The sequence below is a fragment of the Pseudomonas sp. BN414 genome (genome assembly GCF_029871275.1).
Lineage (GTDB): Bacteria > Pseudomonadota > Gammaproteobacteria > Pseudomonadales > Pseudomonadaceae > Metapseudomonas > Metapseudomonas resinovorans_C.
The window spans coordinates 88,892-111,647 of sequence record NZ_SSOL01000048.1 but is presented as its reverse complement, the minus strand read 5'-3'; the positions used below and the strand labels follow the sequence as shown (position 1 = coordinate 111,647).

Annotated in this window: 23 protein-coding genes; 12 read left to right on the top strand and 11 right to left on the bottom strand. The window is 64.5% G+C overall.

The annotated features are described in order from the left end of the window. Positions 1 to 70 precede the first annotated feature (70 nt). A complete protein-coding gene (locus E8E95_RS09195) occupies positions 71 to 385 on the bottom strand; it encodes a 3-phosphoglycerate kinase (protein ID WP_179060838.1) in 315 nt (104 codons plus the stop codon). 109 nt (positions 386 to 494) lie between these two features. On the opposite strand from E8E95_RS09195, the gene E8E95_RS09190 reads away from it, so the two are divergent. The 6 genes from E8E95_RS09190 to E8E95_RS09165 all read left to right on the top strand — a co-directional run bounded on the left by E8E95_RS09190 (position 495) and on the right by E8E95_RS09165 (position 5,621). Beyond that, complete coding sequence (locus E8E95_RS09190) at positions 495 to 1,421, top strand: LysR family transcriptional regulator (RefSeq protein WP_179060839.1); 927 nt, start codon at positions 495 to 497, stop codon at positions 1,419 to 1,421. Between the two features lie 11 nt (positions 1,422 to 1,432). Next, positions 1,433 to 2,242, top strand: a complete 810-nt coding sequence (locus E8E95_RS09185; protein ID WP_280349544.1) for an alpha/beta hydrolase — start codon at positions 1,433 to 1,435, stop codon at positions 2,240 to 2,242. Continuing rightward, a complete protein-coding gene (locus E8E95_RS09180) occupies positions 2,236 to 2,790 on the top strand; it encodes a peptidylprolyl isomerase (protein ID WP_179060841.1) in 555 nt (184 codons plus the stop codon). The genes E8E95_RS09185 and E8E95_RS09180 overlap by 7 nt, the downstream gene beginning before the upstream one ends. A gap of 58 nt (positions 2,791 to 2,848) precedes the next feature. After that, positions 2,849 to 4,681, top strand: coding sequence for an ABC transporter ATP-binding protein (locus E8E95_RS09175; RefSeq protein ID WP_280349543.1), 1,833 nt, complete (start codon positions 2,849 to 2,851; stop codon positions 4,679 to 4,681). 141 nt (positions 4,682 to 4,822) lie between these two features. Then, positions 4,823 to 5,089 (top strand): DUF2790 domain-containing protein, encoded by a 267-nt coding sequence (locus E8E95_RS09170; RefSeq protein ID WP_280349542.1) that lies wholly within the window; start codon positions 4,823 to 4,825, stop codon positions 5,087 to 5,089. A gap of 247 nt (positions 5,090 to 5,336) precedes the next feature. Further along, the gene (locus E8E95_RS09165) at positions 5,337 to 5,621 is read left to right on the top strand and encodes a DUF2790 domain-containing protein (RefSeq protein ID WP_280349541.1); all 285 of its coding nucleotides are present in this window, start codon (positions 5,337 to 5,339) and stop codon (positions 5,619 to 5,621) included. On the opposite strand, the gene E8E95_RS09160 is transcribed toward E8E95_RS09165, so the two are convergent. From E8E95_RS09160 to E8E95_RS09140, 5 genes are all read right to left on the bottom strand, one after another. Continuing rightward, positions 5,622 to 6,749, bottom strand: coding sequence for a GNAT family N-acetyltransferase (locus E8E95_RS09160; RefSeq protein WP_280349540.1), 1,128 nt, complete (start codon positions 6,747 to 6,749; stop codon positions 5,622 to 5,624). Between the two features lie 102 nt (positions 6,750 to 6,851). After that, complete coding sequence (ccoM, locus tag E8E95_RS09155) at positions 6,852 to 6,968, bottom strand: cytochrome c oxidase subunit CcoM (protein ID WP_280349539.1); 117 nt, start codon at positions 6,966 to 6,968, stop codon at positions 6,852 to 6,854. 372 nt (positions 6,969 to 7,340) lie between these two features. After that, positions 7,341 to 7,499 carry a hypothetical protein gene (locus E8E95_RS09150; protein ID WP_179060845.1) on the bottom strand — a complete coding sequence of 53 codons (159 nt, stop codon included), beginning with the start codon at positions 7,497 to 7,499 and terminating at the stop codon, positions 7,341 to 7,343. After that, a complete protein-coding gene (locus E8E95_RS09145) occupies positions 7,499 to 8,092 on the bottom strand; it encodes an alpha-ketoglutarate-dependent dioxygenase AlkB (RefSeq protein ID WP_280349576.1) in 594 nt (197 codons plus the stop codon). The genes E8E95_RS09150 and E8E95_RS09145 overlap by 1 nt, the downstream gene beginning before the upstream one ends. A 42-nt stretch (positions 8,093 to 8,134) precedes the next feature. Continuing rightward, a complete protein-coding gene (locus E8E95_RS09140; protein WP_077526376.1) occupies positions 8,135 to 8,431 on the bottom strand; it encodes an aspartate-semialdehyde dehydrogenase in 297 nt (98 codons plus the stop codon). A 155-nt stretch (positions 8,432 to 8,586) separates the two neighbouring features. Here E8E95_RS09140 and rapA point away from each other — a divergent pair, with 155 nt between their 5' ends. After that, complete coding sequence (gene rapA / locus E8E95_RS09135; protein WP_280349538.1) at positions 8,587 to 11,436, top strand: RNA polymerase-associated protein RapA; 2,850 nt, start codon at positions 8,587 to 8,589, stop codon at positions 11,434 to 11,436. A gap of 75 nt (positions 11,437 to 11,511) precedes the next feature. Here rapA and E8E95_RS09130 read toward each other — a convergent pair whose 3' ends face one another. After that, positions 11,512 to 12,840, bottom strand: a complete 1,329-nt coding sequence (locus E8E95_RS09130) for an MFS transporter (RefSeq protein WP_280349537.1) — start codon at positions 12,838 to 12,840, stop codon at positions 11,512 to 11,514. 282 nt (positions 12,841 to 13,122) lie between these two features. Here E8E95_RS09130 and E8E95_RS09125 point away from each other — a divergent pair, with 282 nt between their 5' ends. After that, complete coding sequence (locus tag E8E95_RS09125; RefSeq protein WP_280349536.1) at positions 13,123 to 15,324, top strand: EAL domain-containing protein; 2,202 nt, start codon at positions 13,123 to 13,125, stop codon at positions 15,322 to 15,324. A gap of 2 nt (positions 15,325 to 15,326) precedes the next feature. Here E8E95_RS09125 and mnmH read toward each other — a convergent pair whose 3' ends face one another. The 4 genes from mnmH to E8E95_RS09105 form a co-directional block, all read right to left on the bottom strand. Continuing rightward, positions 15,327 to 16,433 carry a tRNA 2-selenouridine(34) synthase MnmH gene (mnmH, locus tag E8E95_RS09120; protein WP_280349535.1) on the bottom strand — a complete coding sequence of 369 codons (1,107 nt, stop codon included), beginning with the start codon at positions 16,431 to 16,433 and terminating at the stop codon, positions 15,327 to 15,329. Continuing rightward, positions 16,433 to 17,467: a selenide, water dikinase SelD gene (gene selD, locus E8E95_RS09115; RefSeq protein ID WP_280349534.1), complete on the bottom strand. Its 1,035-nt coding sequence runs from the start codon at positions 17,465 to 17,467 to the stop codon at positions 16,433 to 16,435. Before selD ends, mnmH begins: the two co-directional genes overlap by 1 nt. 153 nt (positions 17,468 to 17,620) lie before the next feature. Further along, the gene (locus E8E95_RS09110) at positions 17,621 to 18,406 is read right to left on the bottom strand and encodes a TIM barrel protein (RefSeq protein ID WP_280349533.1); all 786 of its coding nucleotides are present in this window, start codon (positions 18,404 to 18,406) and stop codon (positions 17,621 to 17,623) included. Beyond that, entirely contained in the window at positions 18,406 to 19,293 is an 888-nt protein-coding gene (locus tag E8E95_RS09105) for an NAD(P)-dependent oxidoreductase (RefSeq protein ID WP_280349532.1), read from the bottom strand. Before E8E95_RS09105 ends, E8E95_RS09110 begins: the two co-directional genes overlap by 1 nt. A gap of 125 nt (positions 19,294 to 19,418) precedes the next feature. On the opposite strand from E8E95_RS09105, the gene E8E95_RS09100 reads away from it, so the two are divergent. Genes E8E95_RS09100 through phnE form a run of 4 tightly spaced genes read left to right on the top strand, consistent with a single transcriptional unit; the run spans position 19,419 to position 22,655 of the window. After that, the gene (locus E8E95_RS09100) at positions 19,419 to 20,270 is read left to right on the top strand and encodes a putative selenate ABC transporter substrate-binding protein (protein ID WP_280349531.1); all 852 of its coding nucleotides are present in this window, start codon (positions 19,419 to 19,421) and stop codon (positions 20,268 to 20,270) included. Beyond that, on the top strand, positions 20,267 to 21,073 hold the full coding sequence (locus E8E95_RS09095) for an ATP-binding cassette domain-containing protein (protein ID WP_280349530.1): 807 nt from the start codon (positions 20,267 to 20,269) through the stop codon (positions 21,071 to 21,073). Before E8E95_RS09100 ends, E8E95_RS09095 begins: the two co-directional genes overlap by 4 nt. Continuing rightward, the gene (locus tag E8E95_RS09090; protein ID WP_280349529.1) at positions 21,067 to 21,894 is read left to right on the top strand and encodes an ABC transporter permease; all 828 of its coding nucleotides are present in this window, start codon (positions 21,067 to 21,069) and stop codon (positions 21,892 to 21,894) included. Before E8E95_RS09095 ends, E8E95_RS09090 begins: the two co-directional genes overlap by 7 nt. Beyond that, positions 21,891 to 22,655: a phosphonate ABC transporter, permease protein PhnE gene (phnE, locus tag E8E95_RS09085; protein ID WP_280349528.1), complete on the top strand. Its 765-nt coding sequence runs from the start codon at positions 21,891 to 21,893 to the stop codon at positions 22,653 to 22,655. The genes E8E95_RS09090 and phnE overlap by 4 nt, the downstream gene beginning before the upstream one ends. Positions 22,656 to 22,756 lie beyond the last annotated feature (101 nt).

Genomic DNA, 22,756 nt, shown 5'->3' with positions numbered 1-22,756 from the left:
AATATCAAGAAAGTTGATTTGTAGTAGGAGGGGCACTAGGCTGCTTGCTGTGCCCGAATTCGCGTTTTGACTACTTGGGATTGCAAGTCAGCTTGATCCGCAGCTTGATGATCGCGCGGCTGAAATTGGCGGTCAGGTAAGCGCTCTTGCCGTTCTCGATGACGGCCTTGCGCACCTTGGGCGTCTCCGGGCCGTTCACGAATACCACTTTGCACTCTGCCGGGGTTCCACCGACGTTCTGAATGTTGATGGCGGCCAGGTTGTTGTCGATGTCCGTGGTGTCGTAGACGAGTTCGGCGCCGTTGTACTGCTTCTCCACTTCGATGGGGTAAGCGAAGGCCAGGGTTGGCAGCAGGGCGAACAAGGCACAGCACAGCTTTTTCATGGGCGATCTCCAGTGCAGAGACCGCCAGCTTAACAGAGCGCCGCAAGCGGAATCAGCGCCATGAGCGCGCGCAATTTGCCGGCATAAGCAGCTAGAGGAGCAGCTCCGCATGAAAGCCCCGCGCGTGACACTGGACCAGTGGCGAACCCTGCAAGCGGTCGTGGACCACGGCGGTTTCGCCCAGGCCGCCGAAGCGACCCATCGTTCGCAATCCTCGGTCAGTTATACGGTTGCGCGCATGCAGGAGCAGTTGGGCGTTCCGCTGTTGCGCATCGAAGGCCGCAAGGCAGTACTGACCGAAGCCGGTGAAGTGCTGCTGCGACGCTCGCGGCAACTGGTCAAGCAGGCCAGCCAATTGGAAGAACTTGCCCACCATATGGAGCAAGGCTGGGAAGCCGAAGTACGCCTGGTGGTGGACGCGGCTTATCCCAATGCCCGCCTGGTGCGCGCCCTCACCGCCTTCATGCCGCAGAGCCGCGGTTGCCGCGTGCGCCTGCGGGAAGAAGTGCTGTCCGGCGTGGAGGAAGTGCTGCTGGAAGGCTCGGCCGACCTCGCCATCACCACACTGGATATCCAAGGCTACCTGGGCGCCGGACTCTGCTCGGTAGAATTCGTCGCCGTCGCTCACCCCGACCATCCCCTGCATCGCTTGCAACGGGAGATCAGCTTCCAGGACCTGGAAAGCCAGTTGCAGGTGGTGATTCGCGATACCGGCCGGACCCAGCCGCGCAACGTCGGCTGGCTGGGTGCGGAACAACGCTGGACCGTTGGCAGCCTGTCCACAGCCGCCAACTTCGTCAGCAGCGGCCTCGGTTTCGCCTGGCTGCCGCGCCATCTCATCGAGCGGGAACTCAAGGAAGGCCAGCTCAAGCCGCTGCCCATGGAGCAAGGTGGTAGTCGCCATCCCTCCTTCTATCTATATGCCAACAAGGACAAGGCCCTCGGCCCGGCGTCGCAGATCCTGGTCGAACTGATCAAGACCTTCGACTCCGCCCCCCTGGATGCCCCCTTCGCCGCTCCGCTTCCCAGCGCCTGACAGGAGGTCACATGTCCTATTTCGAGAACGACGGTTGCCAGCTTCACTACGAGGACTACGGCCGCGGCATGCCCGTGCTGCTGGTGCACGGCCTCGGTTCCAGCACCCGCGACTGGGAATACCAGGTCCCCGCCCTCGCCGCCCATTACCGGGTGATCGCCATCGATGTGCGCGGCCACGGCCGCTCCGACAAGCCCCATGAGCGATACAGCATCGCCGCCTTCGCCGATGACGTGGCGGCGCTGATCGAGCACCTCAAGCTGATCGACGTGCATCTGGTCGGCATCAGCATGGGCGGAATGATCGGCTTCCAGCTCGGTGTCGATCACCCGGAACTGCTCCGCAGCCTGACCATCGTCAACAGCGGCCCCGAGGTGAAACCCCGCACGCCGAAGGATTTCCTGGAGATCGCCAAGCGCTGGACACTCTCGCGCCTGCTCAGCCTCGAAAGCATCGCCAAGGCGCTTGGCGGCCTTCTGTTCCCGCTACCCGAGCAGGCCGACCTGCGCCGCAAGATCGAAGAGCGCTGGCCGCAGAACGACAAGCGCGCTTATCTCTCCGCGCTGGACGCCATCATTGGCTGGGGCGTGCGCGATCGCCTGCAGCGCATCCAGTGCCCGACCCTGGTGATCACCGCCGATAGCGACTACACCCCGGTCGCCCAGAAAGAGACCTACGTGAAGGAACTGCCGAACGCGCGCCTGGTGGTCATCGAGAACTCCCGTCACGCCACTCCCCTGGATCAACCCGAACGTTTCAACGCCACCCTGCTCAACTTCATTGATGAAGTGGAGCGCAACAAGGAACAAATCCCATGCTGAAGAAACTTGTCCTGGGCGCCTGCGCCCTGTTCGTCTCCCTGAACCTGATGGCTGCCGACAAGCCCCACGTGCTGCTGACCACCAGCGCCGGGGAAATCGAGGTAGAACTGGAAGCCGACAAGGCCCCGGTCAGCGTGAAGAACTTCCTCGACTACGTGGATGCCGGTTTCTACAACGGCACGGTGTTCCATCGCGTCATCCCCGGATTCATGATCCAGGGCGGCGGGTTCGATACCGACATGAGCCAGAAAGACACCCGTGATCCGATCAAGAACGAAGCCGACAACGGCCTGCGCAACCTGCGCGGCACCCTGGCCATGGCCCGCACCCAGGCGGTGAACTCGGCCACCAGCCAGTTCTTCATCAATCACAACGACAACGCCTTCCTCGACCACGGCAGCCGCGACTTCGGCTATGCAGTGTTCGGCAAGGTGGTACGCGGCATGGATGTCGTGGACCAGATCGCCAATGTCCCCACCGGCAATCGCGGCATGTTCCAGAACGTTCCGCTGCAACCGGTGGTGATTCTCTCCGCCAAACGGCTCTGACGCCCTCGGCCCGGGCAGGAAGCCCGGGCCGATCGCTTCACCTTCGGATGGATTCGCCATGCTGTTCCAACGCTTCGAGCGCCTGATCGATGTCTTTCGCCAGGCGCCAGACGAAATGCCCCCGCGCAGCGTGCTGCGCTTCTACGCCTATTACCTGCGCCAGGTCTGGCCGATCTTCAGCGCCTTGCTGTTGGTGGGGCTGATCGTTGCCCTGATCGAAGTGGCGCTGTTCAGCTTCCTCGGCCGCATCGTCGACCTGGTCCAGACCACCCCCACGGGCGAACTCTTCCAGCTGCATGGCGCGGAACTGGCCTGGATGGCCGTGGTGACGCTGATCCTGCGACCACTGTTCAACAGCCTGCACGATCTGCTGGTGCACCAGAGCATCACGCCCGGCCTGACCAACCTGATTCGTTGGCAGAACCATCGCTATGTGCTGAAACAGAGCCTGGGCTTCTTCCAGAACGACTTCGCCGGGCGCATCGCCCAGCGCATCATGCAGACCGGCAACTCCCTCCGGGACTCGGCAGTGCAAGCGGTGGACGCCCTCTGGCACGTGCTGATCTACGCGATCAGTTCGCTGGTGCTGTTCGCCGAAGCCGACTGGCGCCTGATGGTTCCCCTGGTGTTGTGGATAGCCGGTTACCTCTGCGCCCTCCACTACTTCGTGCCACGGGTGAAACAGCGCTCGGTGGAGTCCTCCGACTCCCGCTCGCGGCTGATGGGGCGCATCGTCGATGGTTACACCAACATCGCCACCCTGAAGCTCTTTGCCCACACCCGAAAGGAAGAGGATTACGCCCGCGAGGCCATCTGCGACCAGACCCGCAAATCCCAGGCGATGGCGAGGGTGATCACCGCCATGGATGCCACCGTGACCATCATGGGTGGCCTGCTGATCGTCAGCACTTGCGGCCTCGCCCTGTGGCTGTGCAACCAGGGGCTGATCAGCGTCGGCGCCATCGCCCTGGCCACCGGCCTGGTGATCCGGATCATCAGCATGTCCGGCTGGATCATGTGGGTGGTCACCGGCATCTTCGACAACATCGGCCAGGTGCAGGACGGTATGCAGACCATCGCCGTGCCGCGTCAGGTGACCGACCAACCGGACGCTCAACCGCTGAAGGTCGACCGGGGCGAGGTACGCTTCGAGCACACCGCTTTCCACTACGGCAAAGGCAGCGGCGTGATCGAAGGCCTCGACCTGGTGGTGCGGCCTGGCGAAAAGATCGGACTGGTCGGCCCCTCCGGCGCCGGCAAGTCGACCCTGGTCAACCTGCTGCTGCGTCTCTACGACCTGGAAAGCGGGCGCATCCTCATCGACGGTCAGGACATCGCCCAGGTAACCCAGGAGAGCCTGCGGGCGCAGATCGGCATGGTCACCCAGGACACCTCGCTGCTGCACCGTTCGATCCGTGACAACTTGCTCTACGGTCGCCCCGGCGCCAGTGATGCGGAACTGTTGGAAGCGGTGTACAAGGCCCGCGCGGGTGAGTTCGTTCCCCAGCTTTCGGACGCAAACGGCCGACGCGGATTCGACGCCCATGTCGGCGAACGTGGCGTGAAACTCTCCGGCGGCCAGCGTCAGCGCATCGCCATTGCCCGCGTTCTGCTCAAGGACGCCCCCATCCTGATCCTCGACGAAGCCACTTCAGCGCTGGACTCCGAAGTGGAAGCGGCCATTCAGGAAAGCCTCGAAACCCTCATGCGCGGCAAGACAGTCATCGCCATCGCCCACCGGCTGTCCACGATCGCTCGCATGGATCGCCTGGTGGTGCTGGACAAGGGGCGCATCGTGGAAAGCGGCAGCCACGCGCAATTGCTGGAGCACGGTGGTCTCTACGCGCGCCTCTGGCAACACCAGACAGGTGGATTCGTCGGCGTGGAATGAGTTCTGGCCGCGTCGCTTCATCGACGCGGCTGATCTCCACTACAAGGCGCTTTGATTTCAATCGGGCGCAGCCGGCTGGTCATATGGGCCCCGTATCTGGTTTCACCTGAAACCCACTACGGAACCCGAGAGGATCAGCCCATGAAGATCGCATCCGCCGTCAGCGCCGTTCTCGCCAGCCTCGCTCCAAGTGTGTTCGCACAGGAGCACCAGCGCGACGTAGGCGCCGGCATTCCCGCAGTCGACTATCACTACGGCATGGAACTGGACGTCCAGCGCGTCCTGTATCGCACCGACGCAACCCAGCGCACAGGCGTGGTGCCGGTGACCATGGTCTATGAGGACAGCCAGGGCGACCTGCACAAGGTTCGCTTCCTCGAATGGGGCAGCCATACCAGCAACAGTTGAGCGACAGGAGCCGGGCATCCTCCGGGTACCCGGCTCGCAACGCGTGGCACGCTGGTACCAGCTAGACCAAAATCGAAGTTTTTTCAGGGACTGCGACAAACGGTCGCAGAACCTCAAACTCGGGCGATTGCGAGTGATCAAAAAACGCTCAGATGGGGTACAGGGATCGGGGGCACTTGAACTAACCGTCTTCAATCGGTCAGATAAAGTCCCTTGTAAGCGAAACCCAACAGAGGAACAAAAGCCTATGAAAATGGCCTCGGTTGTAAGCGCCCTGCTCACCAGCCTCGCGCCCAGCGTATTCGCCCAGGATGGCCCTCAGAATCAAGGTTCCGGCATCTCGCCGGTGGATTACCACTACGGGATGGAAGTCGATATCCAGAAAGTGCTGCATCGCACCGACACCTCCCAGAAAACCGGCGTAGTGCCCGTCACGCTCGTCTACGAAGACAGCGACGGCGAAGTCCACAAGCTCCGCTTCCTCGAGTGGGGCGGCAGCACCGCCACCCCCGACCTCCCCCAGATCGGCTGATCAATCCCGCCGATACGGCAGCAGGTCTCGCGCCTCCTCGGCGTAGGCCAGCACGCCACCCCGCTCCTGCACCAGGAAATCGCCCACCGCAGCCCGCAAGCCGGGATGGGCGAGCCAGTGCCAGGAGCGGGTGATCACCGGCTCGAATCCCCGAATCAACTTGTGCTCACCCTGAGCGCCTGCATCGAAGCGCTGAAGTCCCGTGGCAATCGCCTGGTCGATGCCCTGGTAGAAGCAGGTTTCGAAATGCAGCCTGTCGAACTCTGCCAGACAACCCCAATATCGCCCGTACAGGGTATCGCCACCCTGTAGCGAGAATGCCATCGCCACCGGCCGGCCTGTCTGCAGCGCCAGCACCACACGAATGGCTTCCGGCATCCGCTCCGCCAGCAGGCTGAAGAACCTACGCGTCAGGTACGGTGACTGGCCGCGCACCCGGTAAGTGTTGGCGTAGCAGGCGTAGACGAAATCCCAGTCTGCCTCACCCAGTTCCCGACCTTGGCGCCACTGAAACTCGATCCCCTGCCCCGCCACCTGTTCGCGTTCCTTGCGGATCTGCTTGCGCTTGCGCGAACTCAAGGCGTCGAGGAAGTCCTGGAAATCCCGATACCCGTGGTTACGCCAATGGAACTGGCAGCCCAGGCGCTCCAGCCAGCCTTCACGCCCGCGCAGATGGTGGTCGGCAAAGGCATCGGTGAAATTGATGTGCAAGCCGGACAGGTCGTCGGCGGCCACATCGGCGACTACCGCATCCAGTAGCTCGCTGGCTGAGGCGTCGTCCACCGCCAGCACGCGCGCGCCCCCCACCGGGGTAAAGGGCACGGCCGCAAGCAGCTTGGGGTAATAAGGAATGCCCGCGCGCTGGCAGGCATCGGCCCAGGCCCAATCGAACACGTACTCGCCATAGGAATGGCTTTTCAGATAAGCCGGTAGCGCGGCGCGCAACGTGCCTTTCGGTCCACGCAGCACATGGTGAGCAGGATGCCACCCGCTGCGTCCGCCCACGCTGCCGCTTTCTTCCAGGGTGGATAAAAAGGCATGACGCAGGAAAGGCTGATCGTCCGGCAGCAGGGCATCCCATTGCTGCGGGTCGAGTTCATTGAGGCGAGAAAGGGTCTGGATCGGCATGGCGCCAGTCTGGCGCGGGCCGCGGAGGAAGAAAAGTGGGGACAAAAAAATGGGCGACCGAAGTCGCCCGAGGTGCCTTGCGTGCCTGTAAACCCAGAAAACTCAACGCGGATTGCGTTTGTGCGAGTCCTTCCAGATGAAGTAACCAACACCGGCGAAGAAAGCGACCATGAGACCGACGGTGCCTATACCGGCGAGAACGACTGTATCGACGAACATGATCTGCCTCCTGCGTTGTGGCGTTGTTGCTTCGATGGGTTCAAGTTACTCGCACGGCAGGAGTGGAAAATTGACCTGGATCAATAGGCGACGAGCACCCGTGAGCAGGCTTGCGGGAGACTGATCCAGGTCAATTTTCGAGGGGGGGGGGTGGCCGGGAGAAGGAGGGGCGAAGCGAACCGTGGGAGCGCATTCATTCGCGAATGAGTTCGCCCACCGACAGCAGGGCGACTTTTCTAGGTTGTGCCTGAGCTCCGCGAAGCCCAACGTGCGAGGTCGATTTAGGCCTCGCTCGGCTCGGACCAACCTACAGGGTCGCTGCAAGGCTGATTGACATGGAATCTCCCACAAGAAGCAGGAGAGGAGGTGCTCTCAGCGCTTCTTCGGCTTCTTGCCGCCCTTCTTGCCCTTGGACAGCGGCATGGCTTGCTCGAAGGCCTTGCGCATGTCGTCCAGGCGCTTGTCATGGACATCATGGATGCGCTTGTCGCGCTCGGCGCCGAAATCGATCAGGTTGTCGTCGTTGCTCATCAGCGAATCCAACGGAAGGTGAGATTGAGCCGGGGGGCGCAAGGGGTACGGGTCTTCGCCACCTGGTGTTGCCAATGATGCTGCGTCTGCCCACTCATGACCAGTAGTGCGCCATGGCCCAGTTCCAGGGAATGTTCGATGCGGTTACTGCCCTTGCGCCGCAGGTCGAAGCGACGGGTGCCGCCCAGGTTGAGCGAGGCGACCAACGGGTTGCGCCCAAGCTCGGGCTCATCATCACTGTGCCAGCCCATGGAGTCCTGGCCGTCGCGGTAATAATTGAGCAGCACGCCATTCAGCGGCTGCCCCACAGCCGCCACGACCCGCGCGCGAATCTCCGCCAGCAAGGGCGTCCAGGGCAAAGGCTCGTGGGTCAGTCCGGAATAGCGGTAGCGGGCCTCGGCATCGCCGTACCAGGCCACCAGTCGAGGCACCGGGTAAAAGCGGCCATGCAGGTAAACCTGCGGCTGCTCCCAGGGGGTCTCGGCCACCAGACGCGTCAACCAGTCGCTGGCCTCATCCCGGGAAAGGAAATTTGGCTCGTAGCGCAGTTCGGCATTTGGCAGTTGGAGGGGAATATCGTCGAACAGGTCCACCGCTATCGGCTTCAGCAAATGAGACGCCTCATTCTGCGCGCCTCAGACCTCCACATCCACCCACAGCCCCTGGCGCGGAAGCTCTTCGAGAACCGCCTGGTCCTCTTCTGCAACTTCCCCGGCCGCAAGTTCCTGGGGCGTATAGCCTCGCCGCTGACGGCGTCGCTGTTCTTCACGCAGCAACTCCTCGGCTTCCTGGGGATGGCGCTTTTCCAGGCCCACGGCGCTTTCCTGCGCACTCTCCTGCATGGGAGTGACGGGCGGGATGTCGGGGCGCGGCTTGACCACGTCCTGCTGGGCCGTGACAGGGACCAGGCCTTGCGGAATCGGTGGCAGCATGATGACGCCCTCCTTTGGTCAGTCTGTCGGCCACTTGGGGCGTTTCTTTACCGGCGCTCGCTACACTTTTGCGGATAGTCGGCCCGTATCCGGCGTCGCCCTGCGCCCTCGGTTCCGTTAACATACGCGGCTTTTTTCAATTCAGGGAGACACGCATGGCGCAGCAGTATCAACCGGGGCAACGCTGGATCAGTGACAGCGAAGCGGAGCTGGGGCTCGGAACCATCCTGACATCGGATGGCCGGCTGCTCACCGTGCTCTACCCGGCCACTGGCGAGACCCGCCAGTACGCGCTGCGCAATGCGCCCCTGACCCGCGTGCGCTTCGCTCCGGGCGACGAGATCACCCACTTCGACGGCTGGAAGCTCAACGTCCAGGAAGTCGAGGATATCGATGGGCTGCTGATCTACCACGGCATCACCGCCCAGAACGAGCCGCGCATCCTTCCGGAAACCCAGCTGAACAACTTCATCCAGTTCCGTCTGGCCAATGATCGTCTGTTCGCCGGGCAGATCGACCCGCACAAATGGTTCGCCCTGCGCTACCACACGCTGGAACACCGCTCGCGTCTCCTGCAGTCGTCCCTCTGGGGCCTTTCCGGCGCGCGCGCCCAGCCGATCGCCCACCAGCTGCACATCGCCCGTGAAGTGGCCGACCGCGTTGCGCCGCGCGTACTGCTGGCCGACGAAGTAGGCCTGGGCAAGACCATCGAGGCTGGCCTCGTCATCCACCGCCAGCTCATTTCCGGCCGAGCCAGCCGGGTGCTGATCGTGGTACCGGAAAACCTCCAGCACCAATGGCTGGTGGAAATGCGCCGTCGCTTCAACCTGCAGGTCGCCCTGTTCGATGCCGAGCGCTTCGCTGAGAGCGATGCCAGCAACCCCTTCGAGGACACCCAGCTCGCCCTGGTGTCCCTGGAATGGCTGAAAGGCAGCGAGCGCGCCCAGGATGCCGCCTTCGCCGCCGGCTGGGACCTGCTGGTCGTCGACGAAGCCCACCACCTGGTCTGGCACCCGGAGCAGGCCAGCCCCGAATACCGCCTGGTGGAGCAACTGGCCGAGGTCATCCCCGGCGTCCTGCTGCTCACCGCCACCCCGGAACAACTGGGTCTGGAAAGCCACTTCGCGCGTCTGCGCCTGCTGGACCCCAGCCGCTTCCATGACCTGGAGGCCTTCCGCGCAGAAAGCGCCAACTACCGTCCGGTCGCCGAAGCCGTCCAGGAACTGCTGGACCAGGGCCGCCTGAGCGCCAAGGCCGAAGGGACCATCAAGGGGTTCCTCGGCGAAGAGGGCGAAGGTCTGCTGCAGGCCCTTGCCGGCGGCGATGAGGAAGCCGCGCCGCGCCTGGTGCGCGAACTGCTGGACCGCCACGGCACCGGCCGCGTGCTGTTCCGCAACACCCGCGCTGCCGTGCAGGGCTTCCCCGAGCGCCAGCTGCACCCCTATCCGCTGCCCAACCCGGTCGAGTACATGGAGCTGCCCATCGGCGAGCACCCGGACCTCTACCCGGAAGTCAGCTTCCAGTCCCAGCAGGACTTCGGCGATGAATCCGAGCGCTGGTGGCGCTTCGACCCGCGCGTCGAATGGCTGATCGACACCCTGAAGATGCTGAAGAAGTTCAAGGTGCTGGTGATCTGCGCCCACGCGGAAACGGCCCTGGACCTGGAAGACGCCCTGCGCGTGCGCTCCGGCATCCCCGCCACCGTGTTCCACGAAGGCATGAGCATCCTCGAGCGCGACCGCGCCGCCGCCTACTTCGCGGATGAGGAATTCGGCGCGCAGGTGCTGATCTGCTCTGAAATCGGTTCCGAGGGCCGCAACTTCCAGTTCGCCCATCATCTGGTGCTGTTCGACCTGCCGGCCCATCCGGACCTGCTGGAACAACGCATCGGTCGCCTCGACCGTATCGGTCAGAAGCACACCATCCAGCTGCATGTGCCCTACCTGGAAACCAGTCCGCAGGAGCGCCTGTTCCAGTGGTACAACCAGGCGTTGAACGCCTTCCTCGCCACCTGCCCCACCGGCAGCGCGATCCAGCACACCTTCGGCCCGCGCCTGCTGCCGATGCTCGACGGCGGCGACGACAGCGCCTGGGATGCCCTGGTGAACGAAGCCGAAGCCGAGCGCAAGCGCCTGGAAGGCGAAATGCACAATGGCCGCGACCGCCTGCTGGAACTCAACTCCGGCGGCGCTGGCGAAGGCGAACGCCTGGTCGAGGACATTCTCGACCAGGACGACCAGTTCGCCCTGCCTATCTATATGGAGTCCCTGTTCGAAGCGTTCGGTGTCGACAGTGAGGACCACTCCGAAAACGCCCTGGTGCTCAAGCCCGGCGAGAAGATGCTCGACGCCGGTTTCCCCCTCGGCGACGACGAGGGCGTGACCGTCACCTACGACCGCAACCAGGCCCTGTCCCGCGAAGACATGCAGTTCCTCACCTGGGAACACCCCATGGTGCAAGGCGGCATGGACCTGGTGGTCTCCGGCTCCATGGGCAACACCGCCGTGGCGCTGATCAAGAACAAGGCGCTCAAGCCCGGCACCGTGCTGCTGGAGCTGCTCTATGTCAGCGAAGCCGTGGCCCCGCGCGCCCTGCAACTGAACCGCTTCCTGCCGCCCAAGGCCCTGCGCTGCCTGGTGGATGGCAATGGCAACGACCTGGCGTCCAAGGTGGCTTTCGACACCCTCAACGACCAGTTGGAAAGCGTGCCGCGCGGCAGCGCCAACAAATTCGTCCAGGCCCAGCGCGATGTGCTCGCGGCACAGATCAACGCCAGCGAAGCCAAGATCGCCCCGCGCCATGCCGAGCGCGTGGCCGAGGCCAAGCGCCGCCTGAAGGCCGAGCTGGACGAAGAGCTGGCCCGCCTCACCGCTCTCCAGGCGGTCAACCCGAGCGTGCGCGACAGCGAACTGGAAGCTGTCCGTCACCAGCGTGACGAAGGCCAGCAACTGCTGGACAAGGCCGCGCTGCGACTGGAGTCGATCCGGGTGCTGGTAGCCGGCTGATCAGCCATCGGCTCGATACCCGTCACCCAAAAAGAAGGCCCGCAAATGCGGGCCTTCTTGCTTTCCGGCGAACCGTCAGGCCGCTGCGGCCAGCATTCCCTGACGCATGTTCGCCGCATCGCGCACGAAGCAGCGCGCGGCCTGGAACAGCGCCAGCATGGTCAGGGTGAGGGCCACCGGCACGAGGAACATGGCGTTGTGCAGCCCCACGGCCTTGAAGGTTTCGTTCATTTCGCTGGCACCGGCCGCCAGCATCGCCGCCTGGGAGTAGTGGTCGGACAGCAGCCCCACCACTACCGGGCCAAGGCCGCCACCGAGCAGGTAGAGGCCGGCGAAGAACAGCGCCATCGCGGTAGCCCGCAGGCGCGGCTCGACCACATCCTGGATGGCGGTATAGACGCAGGTATAGAAGTTGTACGCGAACAGCCAGCCCAGGCTGAACACACCCACGAACAGGCCGATCTCGATGCGGCCGGCGAACAATGCGTAGCCGGTGCAGATGGCCGCCACCGCCATGCTGAACGCCGCCAGCAGCAAGCGTCCGCGTTCGGATTTCTGGTGCACCTTGTCCGCCACCCAGCCGCCCAGGGTCAGGCCAACCAGCCCGGTCAGGCCGGTGATGATGCCGGTGGCGATGGCCGCCTGCTCCAGCGGCATCAGGAAGTAACGCTGCAGCATCGGCACCATGAAGGAGTTGGTCGCATACGTGGCGAAGTTGTAGGTCAAGCCCGCAACGGTCAGCCACCAGAACGTACGGATCGCCAGCACCCGGCGCAGCGGTTTTTCCACCGGGGCGGCAGTGGAGACCTGCACGGCCTCCGCGGCGCCACGGGCCGGTTCCTTGATGAAGAACATGAAGATCGCGAGGATGATCCCCGGCACGGCGGCGATGAAGAACGGCGCACGCCAGCTGTCGAAAGCCTTCACCATCGCACCGATGGTAAAGAACGCCAGCACCAGCCCCAGCGGCAGGCCCAGCATGAAGATACCCATTGCACGGGCACGCTTGTGGGCAGGGAAGAGATCACCGATCAAAGAGTTGGCCGCCGGCGCGTAGCTCGCCTCGCCAATGCCCACCCCCATGCGCACCAGCAGGAAGCTCCAGAAGTTCCAGGCCAGTCCGTTCACGGCAGTCAGGCCGCTCCATACGGCCAGGCCCCAGCCCATGATCTTCCTCCGCGCGCCGGTATCGGCCATGCGCCCCAGCGGCACACCCGCGATCGCATACACCAGGGTGAAGGCGGTGCCGATCAGGCCCAGCTGGAAATCGCTCAGGCTCCACTCGTGGCGCACCGGCTCGATGATGATGGCCGGGATGGTCCGGTCGAAGAAGTTGAAGAGATTGGCCAGGAAAAGCAGGAAAAGCACGCGCCAGGCATTGGGCGCTTGGGGAGATTGCTGCATGAGTCGGTCTCGTTCTTGTTGTGCGCCCGAACAACCGCTAGCCGGGGTCTATCCGGCAATCTAGAGCGTGCGGCCGGCCACTGTCTGCGAAAATTCGTGTGATTTATGTAACCCGATGCTGCCGAGGCGAAGTGCCCCCCGGCCGGCCATCCGCCACGGACGACCGTTCGGCGCGCAGGTACGTCCGTCTCAGGAAGCGGCTGCGCGCTGACTATACTGAAGGCACGGTGCCACCAAGCACTCCCTCCCCCGATATTCAATAGTCTGCATAGGATTCCTTCTATGGACTGGCTGGGTCTGCGCTTCGGTACCGAACTTCCTGCGGACGGCCAGATCCTGCTGGCCTGTACCCATAACAGCTGGCTGGTGCTGCTGGCCTTCCTGGTCGCCTCAGGCGCCGGTTACTGCGCGTTCGACATGGCCGAACGCGTAGCCCATGCGCAGCAACCGGAAACCCGACGACGCTGGTGCTGGCTGGGAGCCTGGTGCCTGGGGGGCGGCATCTGGGCGATGCACTTCATCGCCATGCTGGCGTTCGAAGCGCCTATCACCATCGACTACGACATCCCCACCACCACGCTCTCCCTGGTCATGGTGGTTTCCGCGTCGCTGGTGGGCATGTACACCCTCGGCCGGCCCAACGTCGAACCCCGCCACTACCTGGCAGCGGCCCTGGCCATCGGCCTTGGCATCACGCTCATGCACTACAGCGGCATGGCCGCGATCCGCTCGGTGGCAACCCAGTACTACCACCCCGTCATGGTCGCCGTATCGGTCGGAGTCGCCGTCGCCGCCAGCCTGGCTGCCATGCTGCTTTCCGCATTCTTCCGCGAGCGCAGCGAGGGCCACCAGTTGCTGAAGATCCCCGCCAGCCTGGCCATGGGCGGCGCTATCTGCAGCATGCACTTCACCGGCATGCTGGCCTTGCAACTGGCGGTTCCCGCGGGGACCGAGCTTCACCTCAAGCGAGCCGACAACGCCGTACAGCTCGGTCTCAGCCTCGCGGTGATCGCCGGCATAGTGCTGCTGTTCGCGCTGTGCGTGGCCTGGGCCGACAAGAAGCTGCAACGCAAGGAGCGCGACCTGCAGCATGTCAGCAACCTGCTGCATGAGCTGGAACAGGTGAAGGTCAAACTGCAGAACGTCGCCCATTACGACGCCCTCACCAACCTGCCGAACCGTCGTGCCTTCAACGAGTTCTTCGTCGAAAAACTTCAACAGCACACCCAGTTCAAGCAACCGCTGGCCGTGATGTTCCTGGACGTGGACCACTTCAAGCGTGTCAACGACAGCCTCGGACACGATGCTGGGGATGAGCTGCTCAAGGTCGTGGCCGAGCGGGTACGCAGCGTGCTGCGTCGCGAGGATGTCATCGCGCGTCTGGGCGGGGATGAGTTCTGCGTGCTGGCCAGCCTCGGTAGCCTGACCGAAGCCAAGGCCCTGTCCGAGCGCATCATGCAACGCATGAAAGAGCCCATCACCCTTGCCGGGCGCAACGTCACCATGACCACCAGCATCGGCATCAGCCTCTTCCCGGACGATGGCGAAACCTGCGAGGAACTGCTCAAACACGCCGACCTGGCGCTCTACCAGGCCAAGAGCAGCGGCCGCAACAACCTCCACTTCTTCAGCCATCACCTGAAGCACAAGGCGACCTTCGAACTGCAACTGGAAGAGGAGCTGCGCCTGGCACTGGCCAGGGACCAGGGCCTGTTCCTCAACTACCAGCCCATCCTCGACCTCAGCAGCGGCCAGATGACCAAGCTGGAAGCCCTGGTTCGCTGGCAGCATCCGCAACTCGGCTTGCTCTCCCCCGACCGCTTCATCGGCGTGGCCGAAGCCAATGGCTTCATCGCCGAACTGGATGGCTGGGTGCTGCGCCGTGCCTGCCGTGACCTGGCCAGCCTGGCCGCCAAGGGCTTCCATGATTTGCGGATGGCGGTGAACTGTTCGGCGCTCAACCTCAGTCGCCATGAACTGGCGGACGAGGTGCAACGTGCCCTGGAGGAAAGCGGGATACGGCCGCAACGCCTGGAGCTGGAAGTCACCGAGAACGCCCTGATGTGCAGCGTCAACCAGGCGCTGCACCTGCTGGAGCGTATTCGCGGCCTGGGCGTAAGCATTTCCATCGATGACTTCGGCACCGGCTATTCATCGCTCGCGTACCTGAAGCGCCTGCCCCTGGATACGCTCAAGATCGACCGCTCCTTCGTCATGGACATCCCCGGCAGCCATGCCGACATGGAGATCGTCCAGGCCATCATCGGCATGGCCCACACACTGCATCTGCACGTGGTGGCCGAAGGGGTGGAGACCCGCGAACAGCTGGAATTCCTCCGTGGCCATGGCTGCGACTACGTCCAGGGCTACCTGCTCAGTCGTCCGCAGTCGCTGGAGGCCATCGAAGAATTCCTCCGCCGTTCCCACGGACTGACCAGCAGCAACGTACTACCGCTGCGACCCAAGGATTCCAATCCGGCGTGAAGTCAGCGCCGCGCCGGTTGGCGCTGCCGAAGGTATTCGAGTACTGCCGCCTGCTCGCCGGCGAACTCTATGCGAGACGCCTTGCTCTCGCGCTGGAAGGCGTACATCGGGTCGTAGTACTCGCGCAGCAATCCCTCGATCCAGCCCCGATGCAACTCCACATTGCCGGTGGACTGCTGTTCGACCAGCGCCTGATCCATCAGGTCCGCCATGCGCTGGTGTCGCTCGCCACCCAGGCGCTTGACGATGTTGCCCAGGCTCTGGCGCATGCGCTCGGCGAAGCGGGTGAAGCCCTGTTCTTCACCATGAGTGGCGATGAACTCAGCGCACAGATTCACCACGTAGTCCCGAAGAATGCGCTCCACCCGATCCTCGAAACTGTCGTCGAGCCAGACCAGCGGATACGCCTGCATGCCCTGGTACAGCTCAAGCGGTACTGAACAACTGCCGACGATGCGCCCCTCGTCCTCCAGCACGAACTGCTCGTGGCCCGCGGCGCGCTTCTTGAGGATGTCGATGGCCAGCGCGTTCTCGAAATCGATCTGCGCCGGTTGCGGGGTGGCGCGCTTGCCGAAGCTTGAACCCCGGTGGTTGGCGTGGCCCTCCAGATCCAGGCTGTTCGAGAGTCGGGAGATCACGTCGGTCTTGCCCGTGCCGGTCAGGCCGCCCACCAGGACGAAATCGCACCGGGCCACCGCATCCTGGGTCGTTTCCAGGAGAAAGGTCCGCATCGCCTTGTAGCCTCCCGTCACTCTGGGGTACTCGATGCCGGCTTCTGACTTCAGCCACTCCTGCACCAGCTGCGAGCGCAGGCCGCCCCTGAAGCAGTAAAGGTATCCGTGAGGGTTAGCGCGGGCGAAGGCAGCCCATCCTTCGATACGCTCGGCCTTGGTAGCGCCGCTGACCAATTGGTGGCCCAGCGCGATGGCGGCTTCCTGGCCGTGCTGCTTGTAGCAGGTGCCAACCTTCTGCCGCTCGATGTCGCTCATCAGTGGCAGGTTGACCGTGTGCGGGAAGGCGCCCTTGACGAACTCCACGGGAGCCCGAGCATCCATCATCGGTGCGTCGTTGAGGAAGATTTCGCGGTAGTTCGAGGTATCCGGGCGCATCAGATCACCTCGACCGCGAGACTCTGTCGCTCGTGCAGTTGGCCGATGGGCGCCAGTTGCAGCCCAAGCTCTTCGGCCACGGCCAGGAACTCGGCCTCGCCTTCGGGCGCCACCGCGACGAGCAGGCCGCCACTGGTTTGCGGGTCGCAGAGCAGCAGTTTCTGCACTTCGGCGAGAGGCGCCAGGCGATCGCCATAGCTATCGAAGTTGCGCAGGGTGCCGCCGGGTACGCAGCCCTGTTCCAGGTAGTACTCCACGCCTGGCAGGCTGGGCACCTTGGCGTAGTCGATACGCGCGGTCAGGCCACTGCCGTCGGCCATTTCCACCAGGTGGCCAAGCAGGCCGAAGCCGGTGACATCGGTCATCGCCTTGACCCCGGCGAGCTTGCCGAAGCGGCTGCCGGGCTTGTTCAGCGTGCACATCCAATCGCGGGCCAGGCCCACGTCGGTCTCCCGCAACCGGCCCTTCTTCTCGGCAGTGGTGAGGATGCCGATGCCCAGGGGCTTGGTCAGGTAGAGCTTGCAGCCTGCGGTGGCGGTGTCGTTGCGCTTCATGTTGCGCTTGTCCACCACGCCGGTGACGGCCAGGCCGAAGATCGGCTCGGGGGCATCGATGGAGTGTCCGCCGGCCAGCGGAATGCCCGCCTCGTCGCACACCGAACGGCCACCCCGAATCACTTCGCGGGCCACTTCCGGCGGCAGCACGTTCACCGGCCAGCCGAGAATGGCGATGGCCATCAGAGGGTCGCCACCCATGGCGTAGATATCGCTGATGGCATTGGTGGCAGCGATACGGCCGAAGTCGAAGGGGTCATCCACGATCGGCATGAAGAAGTCGGTGGTGGAAACCACGCCGCGTTCGTCGTCCAGCGCATAGACCGCCGCATCGTCCCTGGAGGCATTGCCTACCCAGAGTTTCGGGTCGAGGTTCTGCGCGCCGCTGCCGGCGAGGATCACTTCCAGCACCTTGGGAGAAATCTTGCAGCCGCAACCAGCGCCATGGCTGTACTGCGTGAGGCGGATGGGGTCGGTCATTGTTCTCTCTCTGAAACGGTTCAATCGGTTCCCTGTGGGGGCGAATTCATTCGCTAATGGGCGCGCAGCGTCCACCATCGGAATCTGTTGCCGGACCTTTCGGTCCGCTCAGCGAATGAATTCGCCCCCACAATTGTTTTGCGCATAGGAATGTCAGGCCAACCTGGCCTTCCAATCCGGCAACCAGCCGAGGGTGTCGGCGGTGACGCCGGTGGGCTTGTACTCGGCGCCCAGCCAGCCGGGGTAATCGTCATCCTGCAGGGCGCGCAGGGCCGGGCCGAAGTCGGTTTTGCCCGTGCCCGGCTCACCGCGACCGGGGCAATCGGCGAATTGCACGTGGCCGATTCGGCCCGCCAGCAGGCGGATGCCCGCCGCCGCATCCACGCCCTGTCGAGCCATGTGGTAGAGGTCGTACTGGGCCGAGAGATTGGGGTGGTCGACATCGCGCAGCAACAGGTCCAGTTGCTCCGGCGTATTGATCAGGAAGCCCGGCATATCCAGCGGATTGACCGCCTCACAGACCACGCCGATGTGCAGCACGGCGAAGGCTTCGGCGGTCTTGCGCAGGTTAGCGGCAAGGCAAGCCAGGGCGCGATCACGGCTGACGCCCTCGGCCTGACGGCCAGCCAGCACGTTGACGAAGCGCGGACGGGTCATCGCGGCATAACTCAGCGCCTGGGCCAGGGCATCGTCGAACTGCTCCTGGCGCTCCGGCACGGCGGCCAGACCGGGGCCACCTTCCATCAGGTCGCCAGCCGGCAGGTTGAAGAGGATCAGCGGCAGGCCGGCGGCTTCCAGCACTTCCTTCATGCGGATCGCCGGCAACTCGTAGGGGAACTGAACCTCGACGCCGTCGAATCCACAGACGCGGGCGGCAATGACGCGCTCGATCAATGGGCGGTCGGTGAACAGCAAGGACAGGTTGGCGGCGATTCTCATCAATCATTCTCCCGATACATTTCCACCAGCGTAGCCGGATCACGTTCCAGATTGCCCTGACTGCCGTGCAAGCGCATCAGTTGCGCCGCCAGGCCGCTGAGCGGTGTTGCCGAGTCGTGCTCACGAGACAGGCGGACGGCGGTATCCAGGTCTTTCAACAGGGTGCGCACATGCCATTTGATGGGTTCGAAATGGCTGGCGGCCATTTGCGGCGCGAGAATCTGCAGCGGCTTGGAATCCGCGAAGCCACCCGCCAGCGCCGGGGCGATCAGGCTGGCATCCACGCCGGCCTTTTCCGCCAGGGCAATCACTTCGGCGATCACCAGCGCATTGCACGCCACGATCATCTGGTTGCAGACCTTGGTCACCTGGCCCGCTCCCACCGAACCCATGCGGGTCAGGCGCTGACCCAGGTGTCCGAGGATCGGCCGCACGCGCTCCACATCGTCCTCATGACCGCCGGCCATGATCGCCAGGGTGCCGGCCTCGGCACCGGACGTGCCGCCGGAGACCGGTGCATCCATCCAGCGCATGCCGGTACTGGCTTCCAGTTCGGCTGCCATCTCGCGGGTGGCGGCGGGTTCGAGGCTGGAGAAGTCCACCAGCACCTGTCCCGGTTTGGCACCTTCGGCAATGCCGCCCTCGCCGAACACCACCTTGCGCACGACGCGCGTGTCAGCCAGGCAGAGCATCACGATATCCGCCTCGGTGCACAGCTCGGCCGGGGTCTTCACGCGGCGCGCGCCCAGGTCCACCAGAGGCGCGCACTTCTCCGGCGAGCGGTTCCACACAGTCAGCGGATAACCGGCGGCGAGCAGGCGACGGGTCATGGGCAGGCCCATCAGGCCGATGCCGGCGAAGGCAATGGAAGGCAGGGAATCGGTCATGCCGGAGCTCCAGGCAGTTGGCGAAACGCACATCTTAAACGCCTCGTCAGCGACGTGAACCTGCCGCGCCCTCAAGCGGACACTATAATCCGCCTGCCTTTTCCGCTATTGAACCGGAGAATCCCATGCTGAAACGCTCTCTCGCCCTCGTGGCAGGTATCGCGCTGACTGTATCCGCTGCTGTTTCCCAGGCCGCCGAAGTTCTCAAGGTCTCAGCCATTCCCGACGAAGCTCCCACCGAACTGCTGCGCAAGTTCAAGCCGCTCGGTGCTTATCTCGAGAAACAGTTGGGCATGAAAGTGGAGTTCGTCCCCGTGGCCGACTACGCCGCCGTGGTCGAATCCCTGGCGGCCGACCGTTTGGACATGGCGTGGCTCGGTGGCTTCACCTTCGTCCAGACCCGCCTCAAGACCGGCAATGCCATCCCCCTGGTGCAACGCGAGCAGGACGAGAAGTTCACCAGCAAGTTCATCAGCGCCGACCCGGCGGTGAAGTCCCTGCAGGACCTCAAGGGCAAGACCTTCGCCTTCGGCTCGGTGTCCTCCACGTCCGGCAGCCTGATGCCGCGCTACTTCATGCAGAAGGACGGCATCGTGCCCGAGCAGTACTTCTCCCGCGTCGCCTACTCCGGCGCCCACGACGCCACCGTGGCCTGGGTCCAGGCCGGCAAGGTGGATGGCGGCGTGCTCAACGCCAGCGTCTGGCAGAAGCTGGTGGATGCCGGCAAGGTCGACACCAACAAGGTGAAAGTCTTCGCCACCACCCCGACCTACTACGACTACAACTGGACCGTGCGCGGGACCCTGGACCCGGCCCTGGCCGAGAAGATCAAGCAGGCCTTCCTCGCACTCGATCCGGCCAATCCGGAGCACAAGGCGATCCTCGACCTGCAGGCCGCTTCCCGCTTCATTCCGACCAAGCCCGAGAACTACGCGGGCATCGAGGAAGCCGCACGCTCGGCCGGCTTGTTGAAGTGAGTCTTTCGCTGCACGGCGTGGACCTGGTCCACGCCAATGGCCAGCCTGCGCTCCTGGGTATCGATCTCGCCATCGGCGACGGCGAGCGGGTCGCCATCATCGGCCCGTCCGGCGCCGGCAAGACCAGCCTGCTGCGCCTGCTCGCGACCAACCTCGTACCCGCCGCCGGGCAACTCCAGTTGCTCGGCGCAACACCCTGGTCGCTCTCCGCACGCGAGCGCCAGCGCCTGCGGGCACGGATCGGCCTGGTCCATCAGTCGCCGCCCTTGCCGCCGCGCCAACGGGTGGTCACTGCGGTGCTGGCCGGCAAACTCGGCCAATGGTCCCTGGCCAAGGGATTGCTCAGTCTGCTGCACCCCCTGGACAGCGCCGGCGCCCAGGCCGCCCTGGCCCGGCTGGACCTGGCCGACAAGCTCTTCGAACGCTGCGACCAACTCTCGGGCGGTCAATTGCAACGCGTCGGCGTCGCCCGTGTGCTCTACCAGGCGCCTGACCTGATCCTCGCCGACGAACCGGTTTCCGCGATGGACCCGGTGCTGGCCGACCACACCCTCGGCGTACTCTGCGCCGATGCCAGTCGCCGTGGCGTCACGCTGCTGGCGAGCCTGCACGCCGTCGAGCTGGCACTGGAACATTTCCCGCGCATCGTCGGCATCCGCGACGGTCGCGTCGCGTTCGATCTCCCGCGAGAAGCCGTCAGCCAGGCTGACCTGGATGCCCTCTACGCCAACGAGCAACTGCGCGGCGATGCGCCCTTCTCGCCGCTAGTGGCGGCGCCCGCGCTGCACATTCCGCGATGCTGACAACTGCCCCCCGCGACCCTGCGGCGCTGCCTCGGCTGCTACTCACCCTGCTGGCCGTGGCGCTGCTCTGGCCCGGATTCGAACTGAGCGAGCTGAACCCGGTCGTGCTGCTGGATGAGGGCAACGCCCGCACCATGGGACAGTTCCTGTCCGCCTTCTGGCCACCCGAACACGGCGAGGAATTCCTTCAGCTATTGGGTCGCGCCACGCTGGAAACCCTGGCAATCGCCACCGCCGGAATGAGCCTGGCGCTGCTGATCGCCCTGCCCGCCTCGCTCTGGGCCAGTCGTGCGCTATCGCTGTCAGCCCTGCACCACGGCGGACGTCCGGCCTGGTGGGCGCAAGCGCTGCGCTGGCCGGTGCGCGGGCTGCTGATCTTCCTGCGCAGCGTGCCGGAAATCGTCTGGGCACTGCTGTTCGTCCGCGCCGTGGGCCTCGGCCCCACCGCCGGGGTCCTGGCCATCGCCATCACCTACAGCGGCATGCTCGGCAAGGTCTACGCGGAAATCTTCGAGTCCGTCGACCCGCGCCCCAGTCGCGCACTGCTTGCCGCAGGCAGCCCGCGCCTGGCCGCATTCGCCTATGGCGTGCTGCCCAACGCAGCGGCGGAAGTGATTTCCTACACCGTCTACCGCTGGGAGTGCGCGGTGCGCGCCTCAGTGGTAATGGGCTTCGTCGGCGCCGGCGGCCTGGGCCAGCAGATGGATCTGTCGATGCGCATGTTCGCCGGCGGTGAAGTCGCCAGCATGCTGCTGACCTTCCTCGTCCTGGTGCTGCTGGCCGACCAGCTCAGCCGCTTCCTGCGCGGGAGGTTCGCGTGAGGACGGGCAACATACTGGTGATCCTCGCCCTGCTGGCGGCGGCCGTCGCGTCCTTCGTCTGGCTGGGCATCGACCTCGGCGCCCTGGTCAGCGGCGACGCCCTGGAGCAGATGGGCAGCTACGCCATGCGCTTCCTGAACCCGGATGTCTCTGCGACGCACCTCAAGGCCATCGGCTGGGGTGCCCTGGAAACCCTCGCCATGTCGGCACTTGGCACGCTGCTGGCAGCGCTGGTGGGCCTGCTCATCGCCCTGCCGGCCGCCGGGCGCTTCGGCCGCCTGGCCCAAGGTGCCGCGCGCCTGCTGCTCAACGCACTGCGTGCGGTGCCAGAACTGGTCTGGGCGGCGCTGATGGTGCTGGCCGCCGGACTGGGTCCCAACGCCGGCACCCTGGCCCTGGCCCTGCATACCGCCGGAGTGCTGGGCCGCCTGTTCGCCGAAGCCCTGGAAAACACCCCGCCCGAACCCGCCGAAGCCATCCGGTTGAATGGCGGCGGACGCGTCGCTGCCTTCTGCTACGGCACCCTGCCGGGGGTCTGGCCGCAACTGGTGGCCTACATGCTCTATCGCTGGGAGAACAACATCCGCATGGCCAGCGTGCTCGGCTTCGTCGGCGCCGGAGGCCTGGGACAGATGCTCTACGTGAGCCTGTCACTGTTCCAGGAAGCGCAGGCGGCCAGCGTGATCCTGGCGATGCTGATCCTGGTATTGGCGGTGGATGCCCTGAGCGGCTGGATGCGCCAGCGCTGGGTGAGCGCGTAGATAGCGCGAAGCACAAGATCGGTAATCTGGCCTCGGCCCCGCATGTTGGGTTTCGTTCCTCTACCCAACCTACCCTACAGCCCGGAAATCCCCCCACAGAA

Coding starts and splice junctions, on each gene's coding strand:
- E8E95_RS09195 (WP_179060838.1), bottom strand. CDS start 385: ATGAAAAAGCTGTGCTGTGCCTTGTTCGCCCTGCTGCCAACCCTGGCC.
- E8E95_RS09190 (WP_179060839.1), top strand. CDS start 495: ATGAAAGCCCCGCGCGTGACACTGGACCAGTGGCGAACCCTGCAAGCG.
- E8E95_RS09185 (WP_280349544.1), top strand. CDS start 1,433: ATGTCCTATTTCGAGAACGACGGTTGCCAGCTTCACTACGAGGACTAC.
- E8E95_RS09180 (WP_179060841.1), top strand. CDS start 2,236: ATGCTGAAGAAACTTGTCCTGGGCGCCTGCGCCCTGTTCGTCTCCCTG.
- E8E95_RS09175 (WP_280349543.1), top strand. CDS start 2,849: ATGCTGTTCCAACGCTTCGAGCGCCTGATCGATGTCTTTCGCCAGGCG.
- E8E95_RS09170 (WP_280349542.1), top strand. CDS start 4,823: ATGAAGATCGCATCCGCCGTCAGCGCCGTTCTCGCCAGCCTCGCTCCA.
- E8E95_RS09165 (WP_280349541.1), top strand. CDS start 5,337: ATGAAAATGGCCTCGGTTGTAAGCGCCCTGCTCACCAGCCTCGCGCCC.
- E8E95_RS09160 (WP_280349540.1), bottom strand. CDS start 6,749: ATGCCGATCCAGACCCTTTCTCGCCTCAATGAACTCGACCCGCAGCAA.
- ccoM (WP_280349539.1), bottom strand. CDS start 6,968: ATGTTCGTCGATACAGTCGTTCTCGCCGGTATAGGCACCGTCGGTCTC.
- E8E95_RS09150 (WP_179060845.1), bottom strand. CDS start 7,499: ATGAGCAACGACGACAACCTGATCGATTTCGGCGCCGAGCGCGACAAG.
- E8E95_RS09140 (WP_077526376.1), bottom strand. CDS start 8,431: ATGCTGCCACCGATTCCGCAAGGCCTGGTCCCTGTCACGGCCCAGCAG.
- rapA (WP_280349538.1), top strand. CDS start 8,587: ATGGCGCAGCAGTATCAACCGGGGCAACGCTGGATCAGTGACAGCGAA.
- E8E95_RS09130 (WP_280349537.1), bottom strand. CDS start 12,840: ATGCAGCAATCTCCCCAAGCGCCCAATGCCTGGCGCGTGCTTTTCCTG.
- E8E95_RS09125 (WP_280349536.1), top strand. CDS start 13,123: ATGGACTGGCTGGGTCTGCGCTTCGGTACCGAACTTCCTGCGGACGGC.
- mnmH (WP_280349535.1), bottom strand. CDS start 16,433: ATGCGCCCGGATACCTCGAACTACCGCGAAATCTTCCTCAACGACGCA.
- selD (WP_280349534.1), bottom strand. CDS start 17,467: ATGACCGACCCCATCCGCCTCACGCAGTACAGCCATGGCGCTGGTTGC.
- E8E95_RS09110 (WP_280349533.1), bottom strand. CDS start 18,406: ATGAGAATCGCCGCCAACCTGTCCTTGCTGTTCACCGACCGCCCATTG.
- E8E95_RS09105 (WP_280349532.1), bottom strand. CDS start 19,293: ATGACCGATTCCCTGCCTTCCATTGCCTTCGCCGGCATCGGCCTGATG.
- E8E95_RS09100 (WP_280349531.1), top strand. CDS start 19,419: ATGCTGAAACGCTCTCTCGCCCTCGTGGCAGGTATCGCGCTGACTGTA.
- E8E95_RS09090 (WP_280349529.1), top strand. CDS start 21,067: ATGCTGACAACTGCCCCCCGCGACCCTGCGGCGCTGCCTCGGCTGCTA.